The 25,254-nt window shown below is 46.9% G+C and carries 26 protein-coding genes and 1 tRNA gene; 16 read left to right on the forward strand and 11 right to left on the reverse strand.

Annotated features, from left to right (window positions below):
- Positions 1-82: 82 nt before the first annotated feature.
- On the reverse strand, positions 83-2,044 hold the full coding sequence (locus HPS56_RS13515) for a family 43 glycosylhydrolase (protein ID WP_369800274.1): 1,962 nt from the start codon (positions 2,042-2,044) through the stop codon (positions 83-85).
- A gap of 290 nt (positions 2,045-2,334) precedes the next feature.
- On the opposite strand from HPS56_RS13515, the gene HPS56_RS04755 reads away from it, so the two are divergent.
- Positions 2,335-7,218, forward strand: coding sequence for a RecQ family ATP-dependent DNA helicase (locus HPS56_RS04755; RefSeq protein WP_172274689.1), 4,884 nt, complete (start codon positions 2,335-2,337; stop codon positions 7,216-7,218).
- Between the two features lie 10 nt (positions 7,219-7,228).
- On the opposite strand, the gene HPS56_RS04760 is transcribed toward HPS56_RS04755, so the two are convergent.
- Together HPS56_RS04760 and HPS56_RS04765 are read right to left on the reverse strand one after the other, a co-directional pair.
- The gene (locus HPS56_RS04760; protein WP_172274693.1) at positions 7,229-8,101 is read right to left on the reverse strand and encodes a PP2C family protein-serine/threonine phosphatase; all 873 of its coding nucleotides are present in this window, start codon (positions 8,099-8,101) and stop codon (positions 7,229-7,231) included.
- A gap of 10 nt (positions 8,102-8,111) precedes the next feature.
- Positions 8,112-9,767 (reverse strand): hypothetical protein, encoded by a 1,656-nt coding sequence (locus HPS56_RS04765; RefSeq protein ID WP_172274696.1) that lies wholly within the window; start codon positions 9,765-9,767, stop codon positions 8,112-8,114.
- A gap of 414 nt (positions 9,768-10,181) precedes the next feature.
- On the opposite strand from HPS56_RS04765, the gene HPS56_RS04770 reads away from it, so the two are divergent.
- On the forward strand, positions 10,182-10,415 hold the full coding sequence (locus HPS56_RS04770) for a hypothetical protein (RefSeq protein ID WP_172274700.1): 234 nt from the start codon (positions 10,182-10,184) through the stop codon (positions 10,413-10,415).
- Between the two features lie 376 nt (positions 10,416-10,791).
- Here HPS56_RS04770 and HPS56_RS04775 read toward each other — a convergent pair whose 3' ends face one another.
- Positions 10,792-11,562, reverse strand: a complete 771-nt coding sequence (locus tag HPS56_RS04775) for a S24 family peptidase (protein ID WP_253952382.1) — start codon at positions 11,560-11,562, stop codon at positions 10,792-10,794.
- A 102-nt stretch (positions 11,563-11,664) separates the two neighbouring features.
- On the opposite strand from HPS56_RS04775, the gene HPS56_RS04780 reads away from it, so the two are divergent.
- The 14 genes from HPS56_RS04780 to HPS56_RS04840 all read left to right on the forward strand — a co-directional run bounded on the left by HPS56_RS04780 (position 11,665) and on the right by HPS56_RS04840 (position 19,077).
- On the forward strand, positions 11,665-11,868 hold the full coding sequence (locus HPS56_RS04780) for a hypothetical protein (protein ID WP_172274705.1): 204 nt from the start codon (positions 11,665-11,667) through the stop codon (positions 11,866-11,868).
- A gap of 20 nt (positions 11,869-11,888) precedes the next feature.
- Positions 11,889-12,344, forward strand: coding sequence for a hypothetical protein (locus tag HPS56_RS04785; protein WP_172274708.1), 456 nt, complete (start codon positions 11,889-11,891; stop codon positions 12,342-12,344).
- Positions 12,345-12,368: 24 nt separating this feature from the next.
- Positions 12,369-12,453: transfer RNA gene (locus HPS56_RS04790), tRNA-OTHER, on the forward strand.
- A 23-nt stretch (positions 12,454-12,476) separates the two neighbouring features.
- Positions 12,477-12,650 carry a hypothetical protein gene (locus HPS56_RS04795; RefSeq protein ID WP_172274711.1) on the forward strand — a complete coding sequence of 58 codons (174 nt, stop codon included), beginning with the start codon at positions 12,477-12,479 and terminating at the stop codon, positions 12,648-12,650.
- Between the two features lie 13 nt (positions 12,651-12,663).
- Positions 12,664-12,858: a hypothetical protein gene (locus tag HPS56_RS04800; RefSeq protein ID WP_172274714.1), complete on the forward strand. Its 195-nt coding sequence runs from the start codon at positions 12,664-12,666 to the stop codon at positions 12,856-12,858.
- Positions 12,859-12,871: 13 nt separating this feature from the next.
- A complete protein-coding gene (locus HPS56_RS04805; protein ID WP_172274717.1) occupies positions 12,872-14,953 on the forward strand; it encodes a kinase in 2,082 nt (693 codons plus the stop codon).
- A gap of 4 nt (positions 14,954-14,957) precedes the next feature.
- Positions 14,958-15,833, forward strand: coding sequence for an AAA family ATPase (locus HPS56_RS04810; protein WP_172274722.1), 876 nt, complete (start codon positions 14,958-14,960; stop codon positions 15,831-15,833).
- 2 nt (positions 15,834-15,835) lie between these two features.
- Entirely contained in the window at positions 15,836-16,453 is a 618-nt protein-coding gene (locus HPS56_RS04815) for a hypothetical protein (RefSeq protein ID WP_172274725.1), read from the forward strand.
- A gap of 546 nt (positions 16,454-16,999) precedes the next feature.
- Positions 17,000-17,344, forward strand: coding sequence for a DUF4406 domain-containing protein (locus tag HPS56_RS04820; RefSeq protein ID WP_172274728.1), 345 nt, complete (start codon positions 17,000-17,002; stop codon positions 17,342-17,344).
- Positions 17,337-17,555 (forward strand): hypothetical protein, encoded by a 219-nt coding sequence (locus tag HPS56_RS04825; RefSeq protein WP_172274731.1) that lies wholly within the window; start codon positions 17,337-17,339, stop codon positions 17,553-17,555. The genes HPS56_RS04820 and HPS56_RS04825 overlap by 8 nt, the downstream gene beginning before the upstream one ends.
- A gap of 10 nt (positions 17,556-17,565) precedes the next feature.
- A complete protein-coding gene (locus HPS56_RS13470; RefSeq protein WP_256372607.1) occupies positions 17,566-17,697 on the forward strand; it encodes a hypothetical protein in 132 nt (43 codons plus the stop codon).
- Between the two features lies 1 nt (position 17,698).
- Positions 17,699-18,112 (forward strand): hypothetical protein, encoded by a 414-nt coding sequence (locus HPS56_RS04830; protein WP_172274735.1) that lies wholly within the window; start codon positions 17,699-17,701, stop codon positions 18,110-18,112.
- Between the two features lie 22 nt (positions 18,113-18,134).
- Positions 18,135-18,656: a host-nuclease inhibitor Gam family protein gene (locus tag HPS56_RS04835; RefSeq protein WP_172274739.1), complete on the forward strand. Its 522-nt coding sequence runs from the start codon at positions 18,135-18,137 to the stop codon at positions 18,654-18,656.
- Positions 18,657-18,768: 112 nt separating this feature from the next.
- The gene (locus HPS56_RS04840; RefSeq protein WP_172274742.1) at positions 18,769-19,077 is read left to right on the forward strand and encodes a transposase; all 309 of its coding nucleotides are present in this window, start codon (positions 18,769-18,771) and stop codon (positions 19,075-19,077) included.
- Here the strand turns inward: HPS56_RS04840 and HPS56_RS04845 are convergent.
- From HPS56_RS04845 to HPS56_RS04875, 7 genes are all read right to left on the reverse strand, one after another.
- Entirely contained in the window at positions 19,007-19,510 is a 504-nt protein-coding gene (locus HPS56_RS04845) for a hypothetical protein (RefSeq protein WP_216655757.1), read from the reverse strand. The genes HPS56_RS04840 and HPS56_RS04845 overlap by 71 nt on opposite strands.
- Positions 19,482-20,099 (reverse strand): phage virion morphogenesis family protein, encoded by a 618-nt coding sequence (locus tag HPS56_RS04850; protein WP_216655758.1) that lies wholly within the window; start codon positions 20,097-20,099, stop codon positions 19,482-19,484. Before HPS56_RS04850 ends, HPS56_RS04845 begins: the two co-directional genes overlap by 29 nt.
- A gap of 110 nt (positions 20,100-20,209) precedes the next feature.
- Positions 20,210-21,373, reverse strand: a complete 1,164-nt coding sequence (locus HPS56_RS04855) for an LPD3 domain-containing protein (RefSeq protein WP_172274745.1) — start codon at positions 21,371-21,373, stop codon at positions 20,210-20,212.
- Positions 21,374-21,471: 98 nt separating this feature from the next.
- On the reverse strand, positions 21,472-22,809 hold the full coding sequence (locus HPS56_RS04860) for a phage portal protein family protein (RefSeq protein WP_172274748.1): 1,338 nt from the start codon (positions 22,807-22,809) through the stop codon (positions 21,472-21,474).
- An 11-nt stretch (positions 22,810-22,820) separates the two neighbouring features.
- Entirely contained in the window at positions 22,821-23,261 is a 441-nt protein-coding gene (locus HPS56_RS04865) for a phage protein Gp36 family protein (RefSeq protein ID WP_172274751.1), read from the reverse strand.
- Positions 23,262-23,263: 2 nt separating this feature from the next.
- Positions 23,264-24,793: a hypothetical protein gene (locus HPS56_RS04870; protein WP_172274754.1), complete on the reverse strand. Its 1,530-nt coding sequence runs from the start codon at positions 24,791-24,793 to the stop codon at positions 23,264-23,266.
- The gene (locus HPS56_RS04875; RefSeq protein WP_172274757.1) at positions 24,790-25,233 is read right to left on the reverse strand and encodes a helix-turn-helix domain-containing protein; all 444 of its coding nucleotides are present in this window, start codon (positions 25,231-25,233) and stop codon (positions 24,790-24,792) included. The genes HPS56_RS04870 and HPS56_RS04875 overlap by 4 nt, the downstream gene beginning before the upstream one ends.
- Between the last annotated feature and the right edge of the window lie 21 nt (positions 25,234-25,254).

The following is a 25,254-nucleotide window of genomic DNA, read 5'->3' on the forward strand; positions in this document are numbered from 1 at the left end:
GCTTTTTCATTCACATGTTATAAAAAGACGACGTGCCGGAACTCCGGCACGTCGTCTTTTTATAATCAATGTATGTATGCTGTCAGAGCGTAGGCTCTACAACCTTTATCGTTCCGTCGGCATTGAATTCCATCTTGTCTATGCATACTTCACGGTTGTAGCCGGCCGACCATCCGAGTTTTATGGCATCGGGACGTGCGAAACGATGGTATACTATATACCATTCGTCAGTGCCGGGCTTTTGGAGTATGGAGTGGTGTCCCGTTCCGTATATTCCTTTCGACGGATCCTGATGCAATACAACGGTGCGTTCCTGCATGGCAGGCTTGCCGTTGCGTGTGAACTCCGTCGGTGATTCGCTGATGAGATAGCGCACACGGTAGTTTGCGCTTCGTGTATCGTTTTCCGACCACATGAAGTAATACAGGCCGTTGCGTTCGAAGACGTAGGTGCCTTCGTTGTAGTCATATTTTGATTTGTCGTTGCGGTTGATAAGAATCTTGGTATTTACTATTGATGTCATGTCTTTACCAAGCTCTGACACTGCGAGAAACCCGTTACCCCAGTACAGGTAGTATTTTCCAGTTGCCGGATCACGGAATACATCAGGATCGATCACCTGTCCTCCTTTGACCCCTTCCGGCTTCTTGTCGAGCAAAGGCTTGCCGAGTGCGTCGCGGAATGGTCCGGTGGGATTGTCGGCCGTGGCCACGCCTATTTTCCCTTCAGCAGTGAAGTAATAGAAATATTTGTATTTTTTCTTTCCTTTCTTGTGTTCTATGATACATGGTGCCCAAAGACATTTGTCGGCCCAGCTGCAGTCTTTTCTCAGGTCGAACATCACGCCTTCGTCAGTCCAGTTCTTAAGGTCGGGTGACGAATAAACCTTGGCATCGTGGTTTTGCCATCCTTCCTTACCGTCGGTGGTGGGGTAGAGATAGTATTTTCCGGTCTTCTCGCTGTACATTATCTCCGGATCTGCGAAGAGGCCGTTTATAACGGGATTGTTTTTGTTGGGGGCGATGTGCTTGCTTTCCCTTGCGTCCGACCATGCCTGCAAACGGTCGTACTCCTCTTTTGTGAGTCTCATGAACGAACCGTGCTGCGGCCCGTTAACCCCTTCTATATCCTGCGGATTACTGAAGTTGCGCATGTATTTGTCGGCTTTGCATATACGGTAGCGTTTAGGATTTGATGAGTATTCTATATAGCCGATACGCCATGTGGAGTCGCCTGCAAGCTGGAACGCCGACACACCCTCACATTTTTTATTACCCTCGAAATCAATGTAGTCGTCAGCCACAGGCTCGCTCCATGGCCCGGTGAGCGATTTTGCCGTTGCAGTGAACAGTCCGGGCTGTCCGCCTTCTTTCTTTATCATCATGTGGTATAATCCGTCGGCCTCGAGGTAGTTTATATCTGCGTCGATGGTGGCGTATCCCCAGTCGAACAGCAGTTGCGGTTTGGTGAGCTTGGTGAAGGTCTCGTCGGCGTATGAGTAATACATCCTGTCGTATTTTTCCTCAGCCTTGTTCCACAGCGAGTAGTAGATGAAGTATCCTCCCTTTCGTCCGTCGGTCCATTGATAGTCCGGATCCCAGAAAATCTGCGGTGCCCACACGCGGTTGACGGTGCTCCAGTCTTTGTATACGTCCGGTGAGGTCGGGTCGCAGAAGATGGCGGAGCCCTTGCGGAAGTCGAATGTCACGGATTTCCAGTTGATCATGTCGTCGCTTGTATACAGGTCTATTCCGTAGTTGTCCCATTTATGGCTTTTTGCCACACACATGTCGGTTGTCACCATGAGATAGCCGCTTCCGTCATGTTTTCTGCAGATGTAGGCATCGCGTGTGCCGCCCTCGATGCGTGCGTGTTCTTCAGGCGAGAATATCGGGTCACCGTTGATAAGGTCGTGGAAATGCAGGCCGTCGCGGCTAAGGGCGTATGCCGTCCATTCTCCCCGTCCGCTCATGTGGCAGTACAGGTAGCCGTAGTTCCCTTTCTGAAAGTTCTGTGCCGGAAGCATCATCGGTGTCATGGCCATGGTCAGGACCAGGCCTAATTGTTTCATCATTTTCTTCATTGTTATGTAATATTTATTTGTAGATTAACCTGATAATTAATGTTACAAAATTAACTTATATATTTCTATATTCATAGAATACGGCAACATAACAGTAAAAGTTTTCGGAGTTTTAACAAATTTATCTGATGAAACGATAAAAGTTGGTGTCTTACAGGGCGTTTTTTCATTCAATCAAGACACTTTTTTATGTATTTTCCTTAATTTTGTAGCTGTTCACGATAAAAGATATTTATTATTACATTGAATATATGTCAATTTGGAGCAAACTCATGAGAATCGGTAATAACGGCAACGCAGACGATGTGGCCGGAAATAAAAACATATCCGGTTCGTATGATTCCTCACTTTATGCCATAGTTGATGTAGAGGTTGGTTTGAAAGACAATAAAATCCATGATATAGGGGCATTACGCCATGACGGTGAGATATATCATAATGCATCGAAAGAGAAACTGTTTGAGTTCCTGCAGGATACAGACTATATCTGCGGACATAATATCATTCATCATGATGCGGAGTATCTGTTTAAGGATAAAGCCTGCCGTCAGCTTATTGTCGATACGCTTTATGTGTCGCCCCTGCTGTTTCCTGAGCGTCCTTACCACAAGCTTTTAAAAGACGACAAGCTTATAAGCGACCAGATAAACAATCCCGTGAATGACTGCGAAAAGGCCAAGGATTTGCTTTTTGACGAAATTTCGCGTTGGGAAATGTTGCCGAAGGAAAAGCGGATACTGTTTGCGTCGCTGTTGAGAGACAAGAAAGAATTTGTGGGATTTCTCAGTATGGTGAGAGCTGAGTTTGCCGATAAAGGACAGGCAGAACTGATAGGTAGCCTTTATGATGGAAAGATATGCGGCAATGCCGGTCTTGACATGCTGATAAGTCAATACCCGTGTGAGCTGGCATACGCTTTGGCATTGATTGACACAACAGACCATCGTTCCATTACTCCGGGATGGGTGCTTCATAATTATCCCGAAGTGGAATTTGTCGTGAAGCTATTGCGTCATACCTCTTGTAAAGAGGGATGTGCCTACTGCAATACCAGACTGGATGTTGTTTATAATCTAAAGACATTTTTCGGGTATGACCGTTTTCGCACATACGAAGGCGAACCGCTTCAGGAGCAAGCCGCCAAAGCGGCGGTGGAAGGGGCGTCGTTGCTGGCCATATTTCCTACAGGCGGAGGAAAATCGTTGACATTCCAGTTGCCTGCACTCATGGCAGGACGTTCTGTACACGGACTTACGGTAGTTATTTCACCGTTGCAGTCGCTAATGAAAGATCAGGTGGATAATCTTGCCGAAAGAGGCATTACCGATGCTGTAACGATTAACGGGCTTTTAGACCCGATAACAAGGGCAGAGTCGATAAGAATGGTACAGGAAGGCGAGGCTTCCCTTTTGTATATTTCTCCTGAAATGCTCCGTTCAAAAACCATAGAGAGGATATTGATGTCGCGTCATGTAGTGAGGTTTGTGATAGACGAGGCACATTGTTTTTCTTCCTGGGGACAGGATTTCAGGGTGGACTATCTCTATATAGGTAAATTCATCAGCAAGTATAAACAGGAGAAAGGATACAAGAGTCCAATACCGGTATCTTGTTTTACGGCAACGGCAAAGCAGAAAGTGGTGCAGGACATTTGCGACTATTTCAAACATACACTGAATTTAGACCTGAAGCTTTTTGCATCATCGGCCTCAAGGACAAACCTTCGCTATTCTGTGATACATGCCGAAGGCGATAGTGATAAATATATGAAGCTTCGTGGGCTTGTGGCGGAGTCACATTGCCCGACAATCATTTATGTTTCACGTACCAGACGCACTCTGGAACTGGCCTCAAAGTTGACGCGTGACGGTTATAAGGCATTGCCTTTCAACGGAAAAATGGGATCAGACGAAAAGGTTGAAAACCAGGATGCCTTTATGAATGACCGTGTACGAATTATCGTGGCTACATCGGCTTTCGGGATGGGAGTAGACAAGAAGGATGTAGGACTTGTGATACATTACGATATTTCCGACTCGTTGGAGAATTATGTTCAGGAGGCCGGACGTGCCGGTCGCGATCCGAATCTCAGTGCGCGTTGTTATGTGCTTTATAGCGACAGTGATCTCGACAAGCATTTCATACTTTTGAATCAGACAAAGTTGAGTATCAGTGAAATACAACAGGTATGGAAAGCTGTGAAGGAACTTACACGTCAGCGTATGAGGGTCTGCTGTTCCGCGTTGGAAATTGCTCGGCAGGCTGGATGGGACGATTCTGTCTCGGATATTGAAACTCGTGTGCGTACAGCGTTGGCAACGTTGGAGCAGGGCGGATATTTAGTGAGAGGCAACAATGTCCCCCATGTATATGCCACAGGCATCACTGTGAAAAAACTGGATGAGGCGAGGGAACGCATAACCGCATCGTTACTGTTTGAAAATGAAGACATTGAAAAGGCTGTAAGGGTTATCCGTTCGTTGATTTCGCAAAAACATACAGCAAAGGCAAGGAACTCCGAGTCAGAGTCGCGAATAGATTATCTTGCGGATATATTGGGAATAAGCAAGGGAGAGGTTGTGTCGGTAGTGGAACGTATGCGGCAGGAAGGCATATTGGCAGACAGTAAGGATATATCGGCCTATCTGTCGGATACCGGTGATTCGGAACGGAAGTCGAGAATGCTTCTCGAACGCTTTGCGAGACTCGAACAATATATTCTCAGTCATATCCCGGATGAATCTTTGAGGATCTCATGCAAACAGCTGAACGACAATGCCGTGAACTCAGGGATAGGTACATCCAAGGAAAAAGATATCCGTACGCTGCTGTATTTTCTTACTATAAAAGGATATACCCGCAAGAAAGAAGATGCTATACACAATATTGAACTCAGCCGTGCGACAGGGCTTGAGGCAACAATAAGCCGTTTTGAGAAGAGGCTGGAAATCTGTCGTTTTGCAGTGGAATGGCTGTACAGGCTGGTTGCCGGTGTGGAAGCAGAAGGGCAACAAGGCAAGCCTGTACAGTTCTCTGTCGTGGAACTTCTTAATGGAATAAAGTCAAGTCACTCGTCTCTTTTTTCGGGGCTTGACAATCTGCATCTTGAAGACGTGGAGGAGGCGCTTCTGTATTTGTCTAAAATAGGTGCGTTAAAGCTCGAAGGCGGTTTTCTTGTTCTTTATAATGCAATGGATATACAACGTATAAAGGACAACAAGGCCAGATATAGGCAGGATGATTATCGGATGCTCAATGAATTCTATAAGCAGAAGATTCAGCAAGTGCATATTGTAGGCGAATATGCCAATCTGATGGTAAGGGATTATAATGCAGCCCTGCAATATGTGCAGGACTATTTCCGGATGGATTACAGGAAGTTTATCGCAAAGTATTTCAAAGGAGAAAGGGTGAGTGAGATACAGCGCAACCTTACCCCAGATAAATACAGGCAGCTGTTCGGCCGGCTGTCTGTGCGTCAGATGGAAATAATCTCTGATAAGGATTCACGCTGTATCGTTGTTGCGGCAGGTCCGGGCAGCGGGAAAACACGTGTACTGGTTCATAAACTCGCGTCTCTTCTGTTGCTTGAGGATGTCAAGCATGAGCAGCTTCTGATGCTGACATTCTCAAGGGCGGCTGCTACAGAGTTTAAGCAGAGGCTTATAGAACTTATTGGCAATGCGGCGCATTTTGTAGAGATAAAGACGTTTCATTCCTATTGTTTTGATCTTTTGGGACGTATCGGAAACCTGGAGGATGCGGAAGATGTGGCTGCGAATGCGGCCTTGATGATTAAGAATGGGGATGTGGAGCCGAACAGGATAGGAAAGACGGTTCTTGTTATAGATGAGGCTCAAGATATGGGGGCTCCGGAATATTCTCTCGTGAAAGCCCTTATGGCTGCCAACGAGGAAATGCGTGTAATAGCTGTGGGCGATGACGACCAGAACATTTACGAGTTTCGCGGTTCTGATTCCGAATACATGTATAAGTTGAGCAGGGAGGAAGGAGCCCGATTTATCGAGATGACGGAAAATTACCGCAGTTCACGCCATGTCGTGGATTTCGCAAACGGATTTGTGAAAGGTATTGGCAGACGAATGAAGAGCCAGCCTATTTTTTCAAGACGTGAAGAAGATGGATGGATAGAGGTGACACATTATTATTCACAGTATATGTACCGGCCGCTTGTTGAGGAGATAGCTTTTAATAGGGATGAAGGTCTTTCATGTGTGCTTACCCAGACAAACGAGGAGGCTGTTATTGTGACGGCTCTTTTGCGCAGGCATGGCATAGACTGTAAGCTTGTGCAGTCTATGGACGGACTGCGTTTTTGGAATATAGCCGAGATGAGGTTTTTCTTAAGGTTTATTGATAGGCGGCTGAAGACGCCCCTGATTCCGGAAGATGTATGGGAAGATGCGAAACGTGCAACTTTTTCCAATTATGAGAGAAGTCATAGTCTTGGATATGTGAGACGTTGTGTGGAGTTGTTCGAGCAGACTAACAGAGTAAAATATGTCAGTGATTTTAAGGAGTTTGTATTTGAATCATCTGTAGAGGATTTCTGTGATCTTTCGAAAGCGGATGTTGTGGTGTCTACCATTCATAAGGCCAAGGGCAGGGAGTTTGACAATGTATATATGCTTATATCAGGATGCTATCAGAAGGATGATCCGTTGATGCGCCGGTATTATGTGGGAATGACCCGTGCGAAAAACCGTCTGTATGTACATACGGATGGTTGTTGTTTTGATAATCTGAGTGCAGACAGATGCACTGTAAATCAACAGCAGTATGAGATGCCTGATGAAATTATACTTCAACTTTCTCATAAGGATGTCAATTTGGGATACTTCAAAGAACTGAAAAGGGAAGTACTGTCATTAATGGGCGGTGATCCGTTGTATTATAAAGACTATGTTCTTTATAACGTCCGGACTTGTAAGCCTGTGGCAAAATTGTCACAGAAGATGCGGAAGACATTGTCTGAGTGGCAACAAAGGGGCTATAATGTAAAATCAGCGTCGGTCCGTTTCGTTGTGGCATGGAAATCCAAGGATGCGCCTAAGGACGAAACGGAGACGGCAGTATTGTTGGCGGATATGGTGCTTCAATTTAACGCCTCATGATATTCTATGCCTAAAACTTGGAAATCCAACGTTTTATTAATCCTTTAAATCCTATATCCGGATAGTTCCTGTCTTGAGGCAGTGTCGCGCATAGAGAAATGCTGATATTATCCTGTCCGCCGGTGTTTAGCGCAATTTGAAGCAAGGCATTGCGGCATTCTTCAATATTCCTATAATGCCTATACATGGTATTCTCTATCAGTCTGTCTCTGCAATATCCGCAAAGTCCGTCAGAGCATAAAAGGAAAATGTCTCCTGGGGTTATATTATATGTAATAATATCGGGTTCATGTTCGGTGTCAATATCTCCTAAACATCTCGTGACAATATTGTTGTCGGGATGATTGAAAGTATCTTTGCTTCTGAGTGCCCCTTTATCTGCCAGTTCCTGGACTAAGGAATGGTCTTTTGTAAGCAAGGTCAGGCCGGTATTCGGGTTAAAACAATAACATCTGCTGTCTCCGCACCATGCAATATATGCTTTACTTTCTGTAATCCAAATCAGGACAATTGTGGTGCCAAGCCCGATGGAATCGGGTGAGCTTATAACATGGTCAAGAATCGCCTGGTTTGATTTGGCTATACATTCTCTAAGAAAAGCATGCGCGTCTGTGTCTGATCTTAGTGTTTCTTCAATCTCCTTGCCGTTAAAGAGATTTATTATGCCCTTGATTGCCAATGTAGAAGCTATCTCACCGGCATTGGCACCTCCCATGCCGTCTGCGATTACCGCCAAAGCCCCTGTGGAAGACAATGTGATATATCCGTCTGTAGAAAGACTGTTCCAAACTTGAGTCTTTAAATCAGGGCATACTGCGACGGCATCTTCGTTATTCGTGCGTTCTATACCGATATCGCTTATGGAACTTATATTTATCTTCATACTGGCATTACTACATTATTACGCGTGGCCTTACTGTCTCTTCAGCGGGTTTGGGAGTTTTTTCCTTCTTCTTGATTGTCACCTTTTCCTTTTCTGCAGGATTGTTCCTTGTTTTGGCAACAGGTTTATGATACTCAACCTCAAAGGGGAAAGCTGCGGGAGGACATCCCTGCTCCAATATTTGTACCACGATGTTGTTTATGCCCTCTTTCAATGAATACACCTTACACTTATGGCGGATTTCAGACATTTTTTCGTATTCATATTGCAGGGAGTCTGTCAGTATGTTGACCGTGGTAGGGTAGATACCGTCACTTGCTATTCTTTCTGCATTTATATTGAAAACAAATGAAACGGTGCCGTTTTCAAGAGCAGTCTGAGAATCATCGACATCCACTACAAAGTATTTATAATGCCAGGCATTAACATTGAATGGTATCTTCGAAGATTTAATGCCGTCATAATGGATTGTTATCGGATATTCTATTGTTGTCAGCTCATCAGGCAGGTTCTCCGGAATATTAAGAACACAATTGTATTGAACGAAATTGCCGCTTTCTGTATTCTTGCAGTTCTTCGAAGTCTTATCTATATCACAACCCGTCTGAGTGTCTATTTCAATGTTTACCTTGTCTGCATTCAGGAATGTCGGGAAATCCGCACGAATGGTGGTTTCAAATTTCTGATGTCTGAAAGCAATGTCGTCTCCTTTGTTCATTCTCAGTTTGAATGTCTTGTCCTTAAGTATTTCCAACATGCCGGCCTTCCCTTTTATCCTTACTAAAGCTTTATTTCCAAAACATGTTATGACTTCTTCGAATTGAGGGGGAAGAATCTCATCGTTTTCATTCCAATACAGTCCAAGGTAATCACCGTCTTTTTTACTTATTAGATCTGAAGCCAAGGTTTTTTCCGCTTTCTGTTTTACCTTGTAAAAAAGCTCTGTATCATTCCTCTTCACGGACAATGGTCTTCTCATTAAGTCGAAGCATATTGAGACCGTATCACCCTTACCGCATTTTGCCGTTAGCGTGTATGTTGAATCGGAGCTCTGCAAATAGCATTGTTCTATGTCTGAGATAAGTTTTGCCTGTTCTTTTAAATTAGTCATCGAACTGTCCTTTGCAAATACAGGAGACAGTTTTTGGTCTATGCCGTTAAAGAAATATACTTTCTGCTTAATGACAACAATTCCTGTGTTTTCATCATTCACCGATGAGACGAACTGTATGTCGTCTGTATCAAAATCCTTTCCTTGGAAAGAAAACTTACAGGCTTTACCGTTAGCGTCCAGCAGTATATGCCCGGTGTCCTTTTGCTTTTCCATATTAAGGTAAGTGTCACATGCCGCATAGTTGTTAAAATAAGGGAAGGCATTTGTATATTTTCCTTCCAGAAAGTTTCCGGAAGTATCAACAAATCTGTAGAATGTTCCTTGCCGGACTAACAGTTTACCATTGGAATAAAACGGATAGTCATGAGTAGTATTACAGCCTTCAAATTTTATTGTTTCTCCGTTCTGCCTGTATATTCCTGATATAATGGAAGTTCCTGGCGAGACGGATACCGCCATTCCTTCTTTAAAAGAAAATATTTGATTCTTTGATGAAATGAGTCTGCGTCCGTCCATTGCCCAGATTGTTTTTATACCCCCTGAATCTGTCATAATAGCATTTATTCCGTTTACAAGTCGTATTTTCTCATACGAAGGGGGGATTATCCATTTCGCAATTTGTGACTTTGTACGGGGGATAAAACGAAATGTGTAAAATGAAAATATTGGCTTTATGTTGAAAGGCGTTGTGAGTAAATGAGTTACGGACGTTTGGCGTAATAGAGTAGGGAAGTAAAGTCAAAAACGAAACGTAACATATGCTTTACATTGATGTTACATTCAAAGAACGTTTGAACGGTGTTTTACTTGAATAATGTTACATGGCGACTGAATGGTCGCCTTTTTCGTTATAGTTGTTCCATGTGGTATCTTGTGAGCCTTTTGTTTAATTATATATTGTTTTTAATATCTATTTTTATTCCATATAATTATTATTTAGTATATTTACATCAAAATTATATGATTATGGCAAAGGTTATACATGTGCATCTGTTGAATAGGAGACGTTATGAGCGTAAAGACTATTATTTTGCGAGTATTTCTGCGGTATATACCGTTTTAACGGCTCAGGACGTTGGAGCGACAAAAGGATATCTGTTGCATGCAGGACTGTCTGGAAACGGCACTGTGGCCACGAAATGTGCTATAATAAAGCAATCTACGCTTATACGTTGTACAAGGCACACAGATGGCAAATAATTGGTCTTAGAACGGTTATGTCATTCTGATGGGGTAGGGGATGTGTTCGGGAAGCATGTCCCTTTATTTTTTTGTTTAAAAATGTGGTTGGGTGGACACTTGGATGGACATTTGGGTGGACAAATATTGTGCTGTAAAAACGAAATGTGTTGATTGGGTGGACATTTGGGTGGACACTTTTAACATCAAAATGTGTGGATAAATAGGGCGGATGGGTATAAAAAGACAGAAAAACGGCATTTTTAGTGGTTTTTGAGGGGTAAAATACACTAAATATACCGTTTTCGAGGGGCGGATTTTATACGAAAGTGCCTAAATACAGACGTTTACGAGAAAATACATGAAATTTGTGTATACATTTCGTTTCAGTGGGGTATTATTCGAGGCTTACGGAACCGACTACGAGTGCAAGTCCGGTTATGTCTTCAATGGGAATGTCAAAAGGTAGGTAGTCCTTATTGTCGGACACAGCCGTAAGGCTATCCTTGTTGTTGCTCGGCATGAGGCGTTTCACGAGTATACCTTGCTCGCGTGTTGCTATGACATGACATTTGTTCCACTGTATGAATTTACGGTCATTAAGTATGGTACAAGCAATTACGTCTCCAGGGTTGAAGTGTGGATACATGGATAGACCTGATACTTCAATCATAAAATCTACACGGCAAAAGCGGAACTTAGGAATTACATAATATTCTTTCACATCTTTTTCGGTTATAGAGAAGTGTTCGTTACCGAAACCTGCTGCAACTGTTTCGGTAACCAGTGGGATTGGTTTAATCTTGCTTGTTTCTTTTATTTCAGTAAGTGGGATAGCTTCTTTTTGGGAATATTGCTCCATAGGAGCTGTTGGCGGAATGTAGTTTTCGCCTTTGGTTGGGTCTGTTTTCACTAACTCTGATGAAATACCATTAGTAGGCTTTTTAAGCATAGAACCGTTACCTGTGAGTAACCATTCTGTATTAACGTCTGGAGCATAAGCGAGAAATCTTGCTATATTTTCTTCGCTTATCCCGTTATTCTGTTGTAATATTCCTCTGGTTACCCCAGATTTCTTATAGAATTCGTAAGGAGAAACCTCTTTTTTGGCTAAATAAAGCAAGATATTTTGCTTTATAAGTGATTTTTCTTGTTTGTTATCTTGCATAAGCGAGAAATCTTGTTTATCTTTGCAGCGTGTTCCAAATATGAACAGCGTTCAAAGGTACAAACATTTGGCGAGAAAAAAGAATTTTAATACATAAAGAAAATGAACGACGAAATTAAAGAGTGGAAAACTCAGACCGTAAAAAATAAGGTTGCAGGAGTTTTGATGATGGACGGTGTAAGTTTCAACTATACGGAAGAGAACGGCATCATGTTTACTGCGCCGGAATCCTATGTCAAGTGTCTTGTGTACCGGTTGAAGGTAGTTTTTGGTTGTCGTAGGAAACCTATAATCGAAGAGTATTAACAACAAAAATAAGTGAGACAATGACACAGAAAGAATTTGAAGAACGGACACGGCGACTGATAGCAGTTGAAGAGTATTACTTGGTGGAAAATCTCTATATGGCTGCCGGTAATATGACTAAGGACGAGTTCTGCGAGGAGATACGCAGAATGTGTGCATACGATGGTGCCAATGACCATATAGAGTTGCGCAAGTGCTTGAAGGAGATTGGACGGTATGTCGGTGCGAAAGATGCCGAACTCGGGTACTTGAAGAAGACGATAACCAATAGAAATATGGAACTTGCCGAATTCCTGATAGGAAAGGCCTGTGCTTACGAGGACACGGACTTCTACCGTGAGGCAGTAAAACTTATCGGTCAGCGTGAAGTGACGCTTATGAAGTTGCGCATGGACTTGCCGCTTTGGGAAGAGGATAAGAAATACCTCAAAGAAATTTTGGAGGACGATATACAAGGCAGAAAGATTGCCGGATAACTGACAGACCGGAAAGACGGGTGAAGGCGGTTAGTTCAGTTGGTAGAACACACCAAACTCCAAACTTAAGGAGAGGTCAAAGTCCGTGGTTCGAATCCACGACCGCCTACAAAAATTGTAAACGAAAGTGATATGAGAAAGAAAATTGTTTTGGACCGTGGCAATGTCGCTAAGATAGCCAAAGTGATGAACTGCACACCGGAGATGGTAAGCAAGTCGATTAATTTCAAGAAGAACAGCCTGCTTGCCAGAAAGATACGTTTTGTGGCTATAAAGCATTTTGGTGGTGTTGAAGTAGGAGAGTAAGGAGGACCGGTTTATGACAAGGATTTTTAAGGAAGCCGTGAAACTGTTGACAGCCGTAGTGCTGGGTCTGGTGTATATGTGGTTCCTGTTGAGTTTTACCTGGAGCCTTGACGATATGTCTGTAGGTGAAAAGATAATGGGTGTAGCATACATTTTTCTGATGATGCCGATATATAGCGGTATAAAGAGACTGTTAAGGCTGTCATAAACGAAAGGGCTGTATGGAGTTTTACAAGAGAATATTGTGTGTAACCTTTGAGGAACTGACGGGCGGTGATAATCCTGTTATCACCCCTCAGACCCTCATGAAGAATGTCCAGCGTGGCAACATCCAGTGTGCGCGTCGTGGAGGTGGTGAGAACACGATAGCTCTCTATGTCTACTCCTCCCTCCCCGTGAAATACAAGATGAAGTTTGAGGCTAAATACGGCAAGCCTGAAGACGTGCTGAAAGCCCAGGAATTGAAAGACACCGTATGTATGGATGAGAAAGCCCGTGAGTTTTACGAGTCGTTTGAATATGATTTGAACGGTGTTCAAACGACGCTCACCGACAAGTTAAAGGAAGAGTATACAGTGAACGCGAGCGTACTTGGAATGTTGTGGAACCGCATGAACGAACTGACCTCGACAAGCAACGCCCTCGGCAACGGCCGTCGCAGTGACCTTTGGGATATCGTGTTCACCCAAAGCGAGAAGCTGCGTGAGGTGACCGGGCACACGCTGCCCAGAAACCTTGCCCGTCTGAAGGACAAGATGAACCGCTACAAGAAAGACGGGTACATGTCCGTCATCAGCGGCAAGGTAGGCAACAGCAACACGCTGAAGATAACCGAGGATGCCGGCCGCCGTCTGGTAGCCTTGAAGCGCAGCCGTGTTCCGGTGCTGACCGACCGGCAGATATTCGACACTTTCAACGGCGAGGCGGAGGGTAGGGGATGGAAGCCCCTGAAAAGCGTCGCCGGAATGAAAGCCTGGCTTAACAGTGCCGCCATAGAGCCGCTGTGGTATGATGCCGTCCACGGAGAGATGAGCGCACACCAGAAATTCGACCGCCGGCACAAGACCCAACTTCCCACGATGCGTGACGCCCTGTGGTACGGTGACGGCACGAAACTGAACCTGTACTACCGTGACGAAGACGGCAATGTGCGCACTACAGGCGTGTATGAAGTGATAGACGCGGCTACGGAGGTGTTCCTCGGTTTCTGCATCAGCGACACGGAAGACTACGAGGCGCAGTATATGGCCTACCGTATGGCCATACAGGTGAGCGGCCACAAACCATACGAGATTGTACACGACAACCAGGGTGGCCACAAGAGGGCCAATTCAAGCGGTATGCTGGACAAGATATGCCACATACACAGGACCACGGCCCCCTATAACGGTGCCTCTAAGACGATAGAGAGCGTATTCGGACGCTTCCAGCAACAGGTGCTGCATAAGGACTGGCGTTTTACCGGCCAGAACATAACGGCCACGAAAGCCGGCAGCCGTCCGAACATGGAATTCATTGAGGCCAACAAGGACAAATTATATACGCTGGACGAGTTGAAGGCCGCCTATTTGAAGGCTCGTACCGAATGGAACGAGATGGCGCATCCCGCCACCGGGGAATCCCGCATAATGATGTATGAGGACAGCGTAAACCCGGACACTCCGAAAGTGACGGTGTATGACATGATAGACATGTTCTGGGTGACCTGCAGCAGGATGAGCACCTTCACGAGCAGCGGCATAGAGATAACCGTGAAAGGGCAGAAGCGTGTGTATGAGGTGATGAGCAGCCCCGGTGTGCCGGACATAGAGTGGCGACGGAAGCACACCTATCAGCGTTTCGTCGTGAAATACGACCCCTACGATTTTGGCAGTATCCGCCTGTACTGGAAAGACAAGGCCGGCTGTCTCCGTTTTGAGCGGACAGCGGAACCGTACATTGTCATACACCGTGCCATACAGGAACAGACGGAAGGCGAGGCGGCGTTCATACGGTCACAGCAGGCAGCCACGGAACAGAACCGCATAGAGCGGCAGGTTGCAGCCAAGGAGATAGAATACGCCGAGGGCGTGGCACCAGAGCAGAACGGCCTCACCACCCCGAAGCTGAAAGGCGCACGGTCGGACGTGCAACGCCAGATAGACAGGCGCACACGCAAATACAGCCGTGAGCCTGAGGAACTGAGCCTTGGCCGTATGAGGAAGACAATAAGCAATATCGACTGGATGGACACTGAAAACGACAGTACCGTGGTATTCCTGCCGAGGCGTGTGGAAAAGAAGGTAATGAACAATAAATTATAAATAAATGGAACTGACAACAAAAGACAAAGAGCTTATATGCGCCCGCCTGAAGGCGTATGTTGACAAATACCCGAGCCAGAACAAGGCCGTGGGTAGCCTGAAAAGCACCAGTGCCGGTACGGTTAGCAACATCCTTAACGGCAAGTGGGAGAACATCAGCGAGGACATGTGGCGCAGGATAGCCGACCAGGTGGGCACTGTTGGCGGTGTCGATGCGGGCTGGCAAATCGTGGAGACCGGTGCATACCAGGAAATCACCTTTGCTTTGGAGGATGCCCAGAAATGGAGGAATGTGACATGGGTGGTAGGAGAAGCCGGCTGCGGCAAGACCACCACCGCCAAGATGTATGCCTCAGAACACAGGGAAGTGTTTTACCTTCAGTGTTCCGAAGACATATACAAGGGCGAGTTCGTGCGTGAGATAGCCCGCCTGGTCGGCATCCGTGGTGAAGGCTCCACCGTCCGCGAGCTGTGGAAGGACATTCTTGACAGTCTGATACAGATGGATGCCCCGCTGCTTGTGTTTGACGAGGCCGACAAACTGACTGAAAGCGTGTTCCACTACTTCATCAGCCTTTACAACAAGCTGGAGGACAAGTGCGGCGTGGTGTTCATGAGCACCGACTACATCAAGAAGCGCATCAGGAACGGCCTGCGCTGGGAGAAGCCCGGCTACAAGGAGTTCTACAGCCGCATCGGCCGCAAATATTTCGAGCTGGAGGATACCACTCCCAATGACGTGTATGCCATCTGTACGGCCAACGGACTGTGTGAGCGCAAGGACATCGACACGGTGATAAAGGATGCCGAAGCCTGCGACTTCGACCTGCGCCGCGTGAAGAAGAGCATACACAGGGTGAAGAGAATGAACGGGAAGTAACCATGGGAAGGGCATTGACAGTGAACGAGGTATTGAACAGAAAACGCCACACGTTTCCTTTTTCCGGAGCCTGGGCTGATGCCTTCGGACAGCCGGAACGTACCGGCGTATGGTTCGTGTGGGGCAACTCCGGCAACGGGAAGAGCAGCTTCGTGATGCAGCTCTGCAAGGAACTATGCAAATATGACCGTGTGGTTTATGACAGTCTGGAGGAAGGTGACAGCATGACCATGCACCAGAGCCTGCTGCGCCATGGCATGAACGACGTGGGACGGCGTTTCAACCTGTTGGATGCCGAGCCGATGGAAGAGCTTCAGGAACGCCTCAGTCGGCGCAAGAGCTGGAACATAGCCGTCATAGACTCCTTCCAGTATACGCAAATGAGCTACCGTGACTATATCCGTATGAAAGAGCATAACAAGGAGAAACTGCTGATATTTGTCAGCCATGCCAAGGGACGCGCTCCGCGCGGCAGTGCGGCAGAGAGCGTGATGTATGACGCTACACTGAAGATATGGGTGGAAGGGTTCAAGGCGTTTTCCAAAGGTCGGTTCATAGGACCGACAGGGGAATACACGATATGGAACGAAGGAGTGGAGAAATATTGGGGGATAAGATGATGGACAAACGGAAAATGAGGAGAAAAAATCTTCTGTATAGACTACGCAAGAAAGGAATACGGTGTTCTGTACAAGAACGGACAATATTCTTTCCGTACGATGGTGTCCCATTTGACGTAGTGCAGATACGGCGACTGTGCAAAGAGTATAATTTTAATGTTCAATTAGAAATAATATAAAGTATAATTTAGTTATGGACAGAATAAGAAGAAAACATAAAGACAATAGATGGTTTTATATGTGTTATAATATAAAGGAATCCATATATCGTAAAAAACGATGTTACTATTGCCACGGTATAGGCCGTTTAAATGTATCGGATGGAATCAAGACCTTTTTTGAAGATTGTCCTATCTGTAAAGGTCGCGGTAAGGTGGATGTAATAGTAACTATTGAATATAAACCCATTGAAGATATGGTTTATGTTCAAGATGTTTAGCAAGGGCGGTTTATAGGACTGACAGGAGCATACACGATATGGACCGAAGGAGCGGAAATATATTGGGGACAAAAGTAAGAAACGATATAAATTATAAAACATATATTATGAAAAAGAAAGTATATATAGCCGGAAAAATAGGTGAAGACTATCCAAGTGAAGCCACCCTCAGGAAGTTTGAGAGAGCGGAACAGTCGCTTCAATCAAAAGGTTACGATGTCTTCAATCCGACACGCAGCGGTCTTGGGGCAAGGGCAGAGGCATTGGCAAAGGAAAAAGGAACTGATTTCTACCGGGAAATCATGTTGCTTGATTTGGAAGCACTTGCCGGTTGCGATGCCATCTGCATGTTACCGGATTGGGTTGAAAGTCCCGGAGCGGAAGTGGAATTCCGTTTTGCACAGGCAGTAGGTTTGGAAGTAATTTATAAGAACTATGACAAAGATGAGTAAGACAAGGCAAATGCTTGAGCTGAGCAGTCCGACCATAAAGACCAGCCATGAGCATTTTATGGGACTTGTGCAACAATGTAACTATTGCCAGGGAAACGGCTGGTTCTGGGGTCTGGATGAATGTCATGAATCCGTAAAGATTCCGTGTCCCATTTGTGGCGGTACTGGAAAAGTGATACCAGAGATAACAGTGGAGTGGAAACAAATTTAAAAATAAGATTATGAATAATCTAAAAATGAAAACCGGTGTAGTGGTAATGACCTTGACTTCTTCCGTTTATATGGGAAACATCCGGAGAACTTACAGGTCGCGTATCGGATTCGAATGTGAAATGATTCTTAACGGCAAATGACATGGCACAGGAAGTAACCAACTATGCGCGTTTTTACACTCTGTTGAACCGTATACCGTATAGAGGTGACAAGGAAGACTTGAAGTGCAGCCTTGTGTCGGAGTTCAGCCACGGACGGACATGTAGTCTTAAGGAGATAACACGGCAGGAGTATAGCGCCATGTGCGCCGCCATGGAGCGCATGACACCGGCACAAGAGCAATGGAAAGAAGAACGCAGACAGGCAAGGAGCGTATGTCTGAAACTGATGCAGCAGACAGGTGTTGATACCACCGATTGGGACACAGTGAACCGCTTTTGCATGAGTCCGAAGATTGCAGGCGTGGAGTTCCGTGAGTTGGATATTGAAGACCTTGGCCGCCTGTCGTCGAAACTTCGTATGATATTGAAAAAGCAGAAAGACAAACAACATTAATGACCTTTTAATTTTCACAATTATGGCAACAAAGAGACAGAAGAAAACAGTGATTACGGGAGTGACCCGTGATGAAGCGGAACAGGCATTTGCCAGCTATGCAAAGTCCGACGCAAGTATCAACAAGATTAATGCGGACATCGACCTGCAATGTGCGAAAATCCGTGAGAAGTACCAGGACAAACTGGCGAGCCTGGCATGTGACCGCGAGTGCGCTTTTGACACGCTGCAGGCATACGCCACCGAGAACCAGACGGAACTGTTCGCGAAGAAGAAAAGCCTCGATATGGCTCACGGCACAATCGGTTTCCGTACCGGTACGCCGAAGCTGAAGACGCTGAAAGGCTTCACATGGGCGAGTGCGCTGAACCTTGTCAAAGAGTTCCTGCCTGACTTTATCCGCAAGACAGAGGAAGTGGCCAAAGACAAGCTGCTTGCCGACCGCGATGTTGAAGGCATGAGCGACAAGATGGCAAAATGCGGTATATTGGTGACACAGGACGAAACATTCTACGTAGAGCCTAAGCAGGAGGAAAGTGCCTGATTATTATATTGTAACACGCTTTTGTTCAAAGTACAAACAGAAAATGAGGCATTTGTAACGGAATGCCTCATTTTTTTGTAGGAATACGCAGGAAAACAGATACCTTTGCATCATGCCACGCGGTAGGAACAAAGAACTTCTTTCGTCCAGAGACCTCAAAATGTTTGAGCGTTACTACTATTGGACTGAAATCCGTCGCTTGCGTTTCGATGATACCATCAAGAAACTGAGCGAGGAAGAGTTCTTCGTGTCCGAGAGCCGTGTGATGCAGATAATCCGCCGCATGCTACAGAGCGGCGCCACCGTGGACGGCAAACGCATAGAACGCCCCATGTTCACAGGCTTTAAGGTCACTTCAAAGTCTTCCCCATTGAAATCACGACCTTGCGTGGAGCGGCAGCTGTCACTGTTTCCCGAATAATGTCCTTGACCGAGACCGAGTACAGCATCTCGTAGACTTTGATGCCATGGCTCCATGTGTAGAATTTCGACTTTTCCCGTATGAGTTCCCCGTCCTTCACCGGCCGGAAGCACTGCATGGCGCGATGCAGCCTGTCCACCATTTCCGACCGTTCCATCATAGCCTCCATGTTCCCGGAACCATAGTGCGTGTCATCGTAGCAGTCTATGACGAGACGGACACTGATTTTCGCCTTTCCCTTCTGGCTTTTGCCCGCGATGTTCTCCCATTCCGTTTCCGGCATGTCGATGAGTACACACGGAAACGTGACAGGATACGTGTCCATATCCTCCTTGTCGATTGCCTCCAATTGTCCGTAGTCCTCATCAACCAAAGACAATTCCGGCATTTCCTCCTTTATGCGGTTAATGAGATGATAAAGCAATAATTCCATCCTTTATTTTTTGAATCGATTCGTTGATAATCCTGTTGACTTTGGTGCGTAGCTCGGCAGAATCGCCCATAAACTGTCGCCGTGGGATGTGTGCGTGTACGGTGATGTTCTTTTTCCTTGTCAGTGCCAGCCCTTTCCATTTTTCTGCTTCAGCAGGCAGTTCCTTGGGCAATTTGCCTTTCCCTTTGATACCGGCAAGCGAGTAGACCATGTGCCAGGCATATTTACGCATACGTCCGGTGATTGTCGGGTGCGTGGTAATGTCACCGCCGTCATTGTGTATGGCGGCATACGGCACAGGGTTCTCGATGGTGACTTGTCCCGGTGATGTTGAAGCCTGGACGGAACGCATCATGTGGTTGCGTCTGGACGTGAGCGGTCCGTATTTGGCATCGGGCGAATTGCTGTCCTGTCTCCGGGTGCGTTCCCATGGATGCAGCCCGTTGTCAAGCCATCCGCCGTCCCGGAAATTCTGTTTGAAGTGGTTTACAGCCACGACACCGACCTTTCTTGGCAACCGGTCATTGACCTCCTTTATAATGTCATTCTTGGCCTTACAGACCAGTTTTTCTATATCTTTTGCGTCCATGACAATAGTATTTTGGCTGTTTATGCTTATTATTGGAAATAAATTGTTACTTTTGCAGCGAGAGTAGTCCCTTATCTATGTTGGATTGTATTTCCAGCCGTGATTTGGGGCTATTTCTCTTTTAATCCGATAAGAATACTCTCACCGTCAGATATGCTGTATAGTATTTTTGTCCCATCCTGGTATTCTTTTACGACAATCCAACTTCTGTCTCCCTGTATCCTTGTTTCAAAGATATGTACCCATTTGCTTCCGGGCTTTGTGCTTTTATCTTGCTTGTGCCCCAAATAAGAGGACTGTTTAAGAACCTCGTCGATATAGAGAAGCATCCTGTTTTTCTCAGCATAATGTATATGCGGCTGATTGGTCCATTCATCTATACTTCGTCTTGAGATAGCGATTTTGCCATTAAAGTCGGGATGTGAAAGGGAAGAGCCCTGAAGCGTCAGTCTTGCCTTTTTCTTTATATCTTTTATCTCCCCTTTTTCAGTACCATACAGGCATCCGTCAATGAACGGACAGTTGTAACAGTCTTTCTGCCTATTGGTGAACCACGTCTTCACCCTGTTCTTGAATCCGCTTTTTTTGTATGCGAAACATCGGCTGCATTTGTCCGGGAAATAAGGGTGCCTGTCGGAGAACGTATGCCCGTCCTTACCCGGATTGTTCTCCAGTCCGCGATGCGGTACGGTTGGTTCCAGGTCAGCAGGATGGTTCACCGGCTCATCCGTCGCCTCCAGCGAGCATTTACAGTTCCACCGGTCGCCCGGATGATGTCCGTTCCAGAACGGGTCGTCGACAGGCAATGTAAGTTTCATCTGCCAGTACCGGCGGTGCGAGCTTTCCGGTTCCGGTGACGTGGTGGGCATCCATCTGAGATTGGGCAGTATGTCCTTGTTACGCTCGAACTCCCTCCAGTCAGCCGCCGCATGGGCGCGTATGACCGCCGTATCATATTCCGTGCGCAGCCATGAACCCACCTGATGGGAAGTTATGCCGGATACGTCATGCAGCCACTTGTCAAACGGTTTCAGATTACCGTCTTTGTCGATGAGCTTTGCCGCCATATCCTCACCCATCATGTGTACCTTGAATGCAGCGAACACCTCATTGGAATGACGCAGGTTTTGATAGAATAGACGGTCATGCGTTGGCGGTGTCTTTGCCCTGGCAAGTCCCTCCACCGTCCCCTCGTTGATGACACGCAGCACCTCACGCCATAAGGCGTCATCCACATTCCCGGAAGTGTCAAATCCGTTGTATACCTTGCGCATGAAAGCATCAAGAACGTCCGCGTCAAGCCGGACGGCGGCATTGTTCCTGACATGACGTCCACAGTCGCAATGACAGTCGCCGTAATATAGCGTGTCAATCAGAAGTCTGTGTCCGCCCCGGTAACCGGGGCTATCCCGAAAAAACTCCTCAAACGGTTTTTGAACGCCTTTTTATCACCGTTCAAATCCTCCTTTCCCGGCTTGTCCTCCTTGTCATCCAGGCTCCTGCGTATAGCCTCCCTCTGTGCCAGGGCGTCCGCTTTCTGTCTGTCATAGTCCTTCGGCTTCTCCACTCCGAATGTCTCATAGAGCCAGTCATCATCCATCGGCAGTCCCATGCTTTGCAGCTTCTGTACGATGTCAATCTGCTGTGACGGAATGATTTTGTCCTTTTTGGCATAGACGAACTCCCCGCCTACGACATCATATCCGAGGTTCGCGAAAATGGGGCGCATGTCGTAGTTGAGGATGTCCAGAATGAAGTCTCGGTCATCCGCGTTCATGTCGTCCTCCTCCTCCTTGTGTACCTCTCCAAGAGCCTGCGTCCCCGTCTCCTTGGCATCCGTAGTGAGTGTGTTTCCCAGCACACGTATGGATATTTTGCTGTCCCAATAGTCCGCGAATGTCTTGTACAGGTCAGACGACCCTGTCTTGTTTCCGGCTTCAATCAGAGTAAGCTCACTGTCCTTTGGGTGGATATACACGGCGTTCGTACCCTGCCGTCTTGCCTCCTGGATGAGCCTTTTGCGTGCCGTCTCGTCCCCGGCATCGTACGTGTACTCTCGGATGGGCATGCCGAAGATGTTGCAGAACTGCGCCCAATCAGCCATATCCCCGCGTTTGTAAAGCACGGCAGGCATCAGCTCTGCGAAGATACCCAGCCCACGTTCGGTCCCCACGAACAGACAGTTCCCGAAGTTCTCGATTGGTATTCCGTCCTGGTCGTTCTGGAATTTGAGCAAGGTCTTCCGTACCGGGTCGTAATGCTTTCGGTCAATGAGGTCGTACCTTATGTTGTTGTCCCCGTCAAGGTAGAACTGTACCAGCGTGAATCCCCAGAACTCCGACATGATGAGGTCCTTGCGTAGCCTCTTGAACCACGGCGAGCGCAGCTGCGCGTTGATGACCTCGTCCGGCTCACCGTTGCGCTGGAACTCGATGGGCAGCCGCGTGACACCGCGCAGCCGCTTGGCGAGCACACCGGCGAGATGGAGGTCGAGTGTTGCGGACTCGTACATGTCGAACAGCCGTGTCCTGTTGGAATAGTCTATGCTTTTTGCCCGTGTTACCGAACTCATGTATGCGTTCATGTCGAAGAGGAATATCTCCGGCATCTGCAGCACCACATCCGGCAGTCTCTGCCCGTTCGGGACACGCATCCCTCCCTGGACAATCTGCCTGGTACCTTTACTTTTCTTATTCTTGTCTTTTTTCATAGGAACAATGTTTATCTTAATGTCGGTCTGATGTCGTCAGCCTGTATCTGCCATGGAGAATTGCCGCTCAGATCGTCATCGGGCAGTAATGGTGCCCCGTCTATTGTAACATCCCCCGTCCTGACCCCCTTGAGCCATTCTACCGCCCGGTCATACCTGTCCTGCCGTATCTTGGACATCTTGTACGGATTGTGCTGGCAGAAAATGTGGTAGACAGATATGTCGATGGCGAACATGAGTATGAGCTCATGCCGCTCATCCCCCGTTGCCGAGAAGATGGTATCGCAGTCATACGTCTTGTTGAGGAACGAGCGCATATCCATAACAGCCCTGTCCTCGCATATCTCGATAATCTGCGGGTCGTATGATGCAGAATCTTTCCGCAAAAGTGAATCAAGAATTTCCCTGTGTATGGTAGCGTCATAGTCCTCTGTGTTTATAAAGTTTGCCATGGTTACATCCTATATTTGTTCTGTTCGTTAATCTCATCGTATGATATGGTGTAAGCCGGTTCAAGTTCCGCCGTCTTCTCGTCTATGATGGAGACACCGCCTTCGATGCAGTCCGGTCCGTCGGCGTTGTAGGGCAGGTGCAATTCGAACAGCTTGAACTGTTCTATGAGTTCCTGCATGTGCGGATTGTACCGCTCCTCCTCATTGAATACCCATGTGCCGTTACGGTCAATCGGTTCCAGATTTGCCTCGATGCGTGTTGCCTTATCCGTTTTCTTACGTTCGTCTCCCTTGATATAAAGTTCCCGTTTGCGTTTCTTGCATTCGTCCCGGAGCAGCGGTTTGAATACCTGGTTGAAGAACGGGTCCTGAAGTTTGTTATTCTCCATGTAGTAATAGACATTAGTCTTGCCTGCCACATAATCCATCAGGTCGAAATACCAGCTTATAAATACTGCGTTCAACTCACGTGCGAGGAACCCCTTGATGATGTAATAGACACCTTTATACTTGCCGACCAGCCACAGGGCCTTTGTGCTGCTTGTCTTCTTCTTTGAATCGGAATATGCAGGGTCCCCGTAAGCCACGACAAACTTGAACTTACGCAAAGGCGGGACCTTGCCGAACGGCAGGTTCTTGAAAATCTTACCTTCCGAAACAGGATTGTTGAAATACTCCGCCTGTGCGTTCTTTTGGGTAATTTTGGCAAGCACCCTGTCTATCTGTTCCTCCTTGTTCTTCTGCGGCCACGTGCTCTTTCCGCTTCTGTCCCGGATATTGACAATGTCCCAATGCTCGGCTCTTTCACCGGCACGTTTGATGCAGCAGTCCTTGGCGATGATGTTTCCGCACCATAACACCAGTGTCGGTTCGGATATGGAACGGGTAGGGTAGAGTGCGCCCTCGAACCAGTCCCATTTCTTTTTCAGCGTTTCCGGATTGCGGCAGTCCTCGTCCGTGTCATAGTCATCAAGGTATATGACATCCGGGCGTACCTCCTCGTTCCTTGCTCCACGAGGCGCGGAACCTGCACCCAACGCCACGAACTTCGCACCGCAACGTGTAGTGAACTCCTTGTCTGTCCACGCCCCGAGCGTGACCTGATTCCCGTAGAACTGTCGCAATCTCGGGTTGCTCTCGAAGTTCGTCTTATATGGAGTAAGCAGCCGGATGGCCGAGGTCTCGGTTGCCGAAGCCAGGACGACGAACTTCTTGCGCTTGGTAAGAATCAGGAACATTATAATGAACATCGCCACGGTTGACTTCGCCAGCTCACGGCTCCATGAGAGAACCTCGTACCATTCGTCATGCTCTATGACACGGTGTATCGCCTTGGTATGGAAAGGCGCGAACTCATACTTCGCGTATTTCGGGAAAAAGTATTTTATCCATGCGACAGGCTCTTTCTCCAGTTCCGTGCGCTTCTTCTCGATGTCCCGTTTGGACATCCAGTCTTCCACGGGAACATCGGCAGCCAATGCCTTGTGGTGCTCGCTCCATCTTTGCAGGGCTTTCTTGTCTTCAAGTGTCATCGCATCTGGTCTTTAATGAACGCATCGAGCAGGTCGTTGAATTCCTTTGCCTTTTCCAGGTCAAGAGGACGCAGCCAGTTTGTGAAGCGTATGCCCACGTCCACGATGTCGGCAATTCCAACGTCCTGTTCAATCTTCTTGATGGCAGATGCCAGTTTTGCGAGCGTGTCCGCCTCCGCTACGGTCGCGAACCGTTTGCCTCCCTCGCGCCCATTGATGTTGTTGTTTATCTCTATGATTTGCCGGTTTAGTCCTGACAGAATCTGTGCCGGTGTGATGGTGATGGACGCTTTCAGTTCCTCCCACGCCCCGTCCTTAATCCACCGTGAAACCGTCTGCCGTGTGGTCCCCACCTTGTCGGCAATCTCCTCCTGCGTATAGTTTCCGTTGAGGAAAAGCGACTTGGCGATGTCCTTCCTGTCAATGTTCTGCTTGCCCATAATAATTTGAATTTTGTGCTG

It is taken from the genome of Xylanibacter muris, assembly GCF_013166605.1.
Taxonomy (GTDB): Bacteria; Bacteroidota; Bacteroidia; order Bacteroidales; family Bacteroidaceae; genus Prevotella; species Prevotella muris.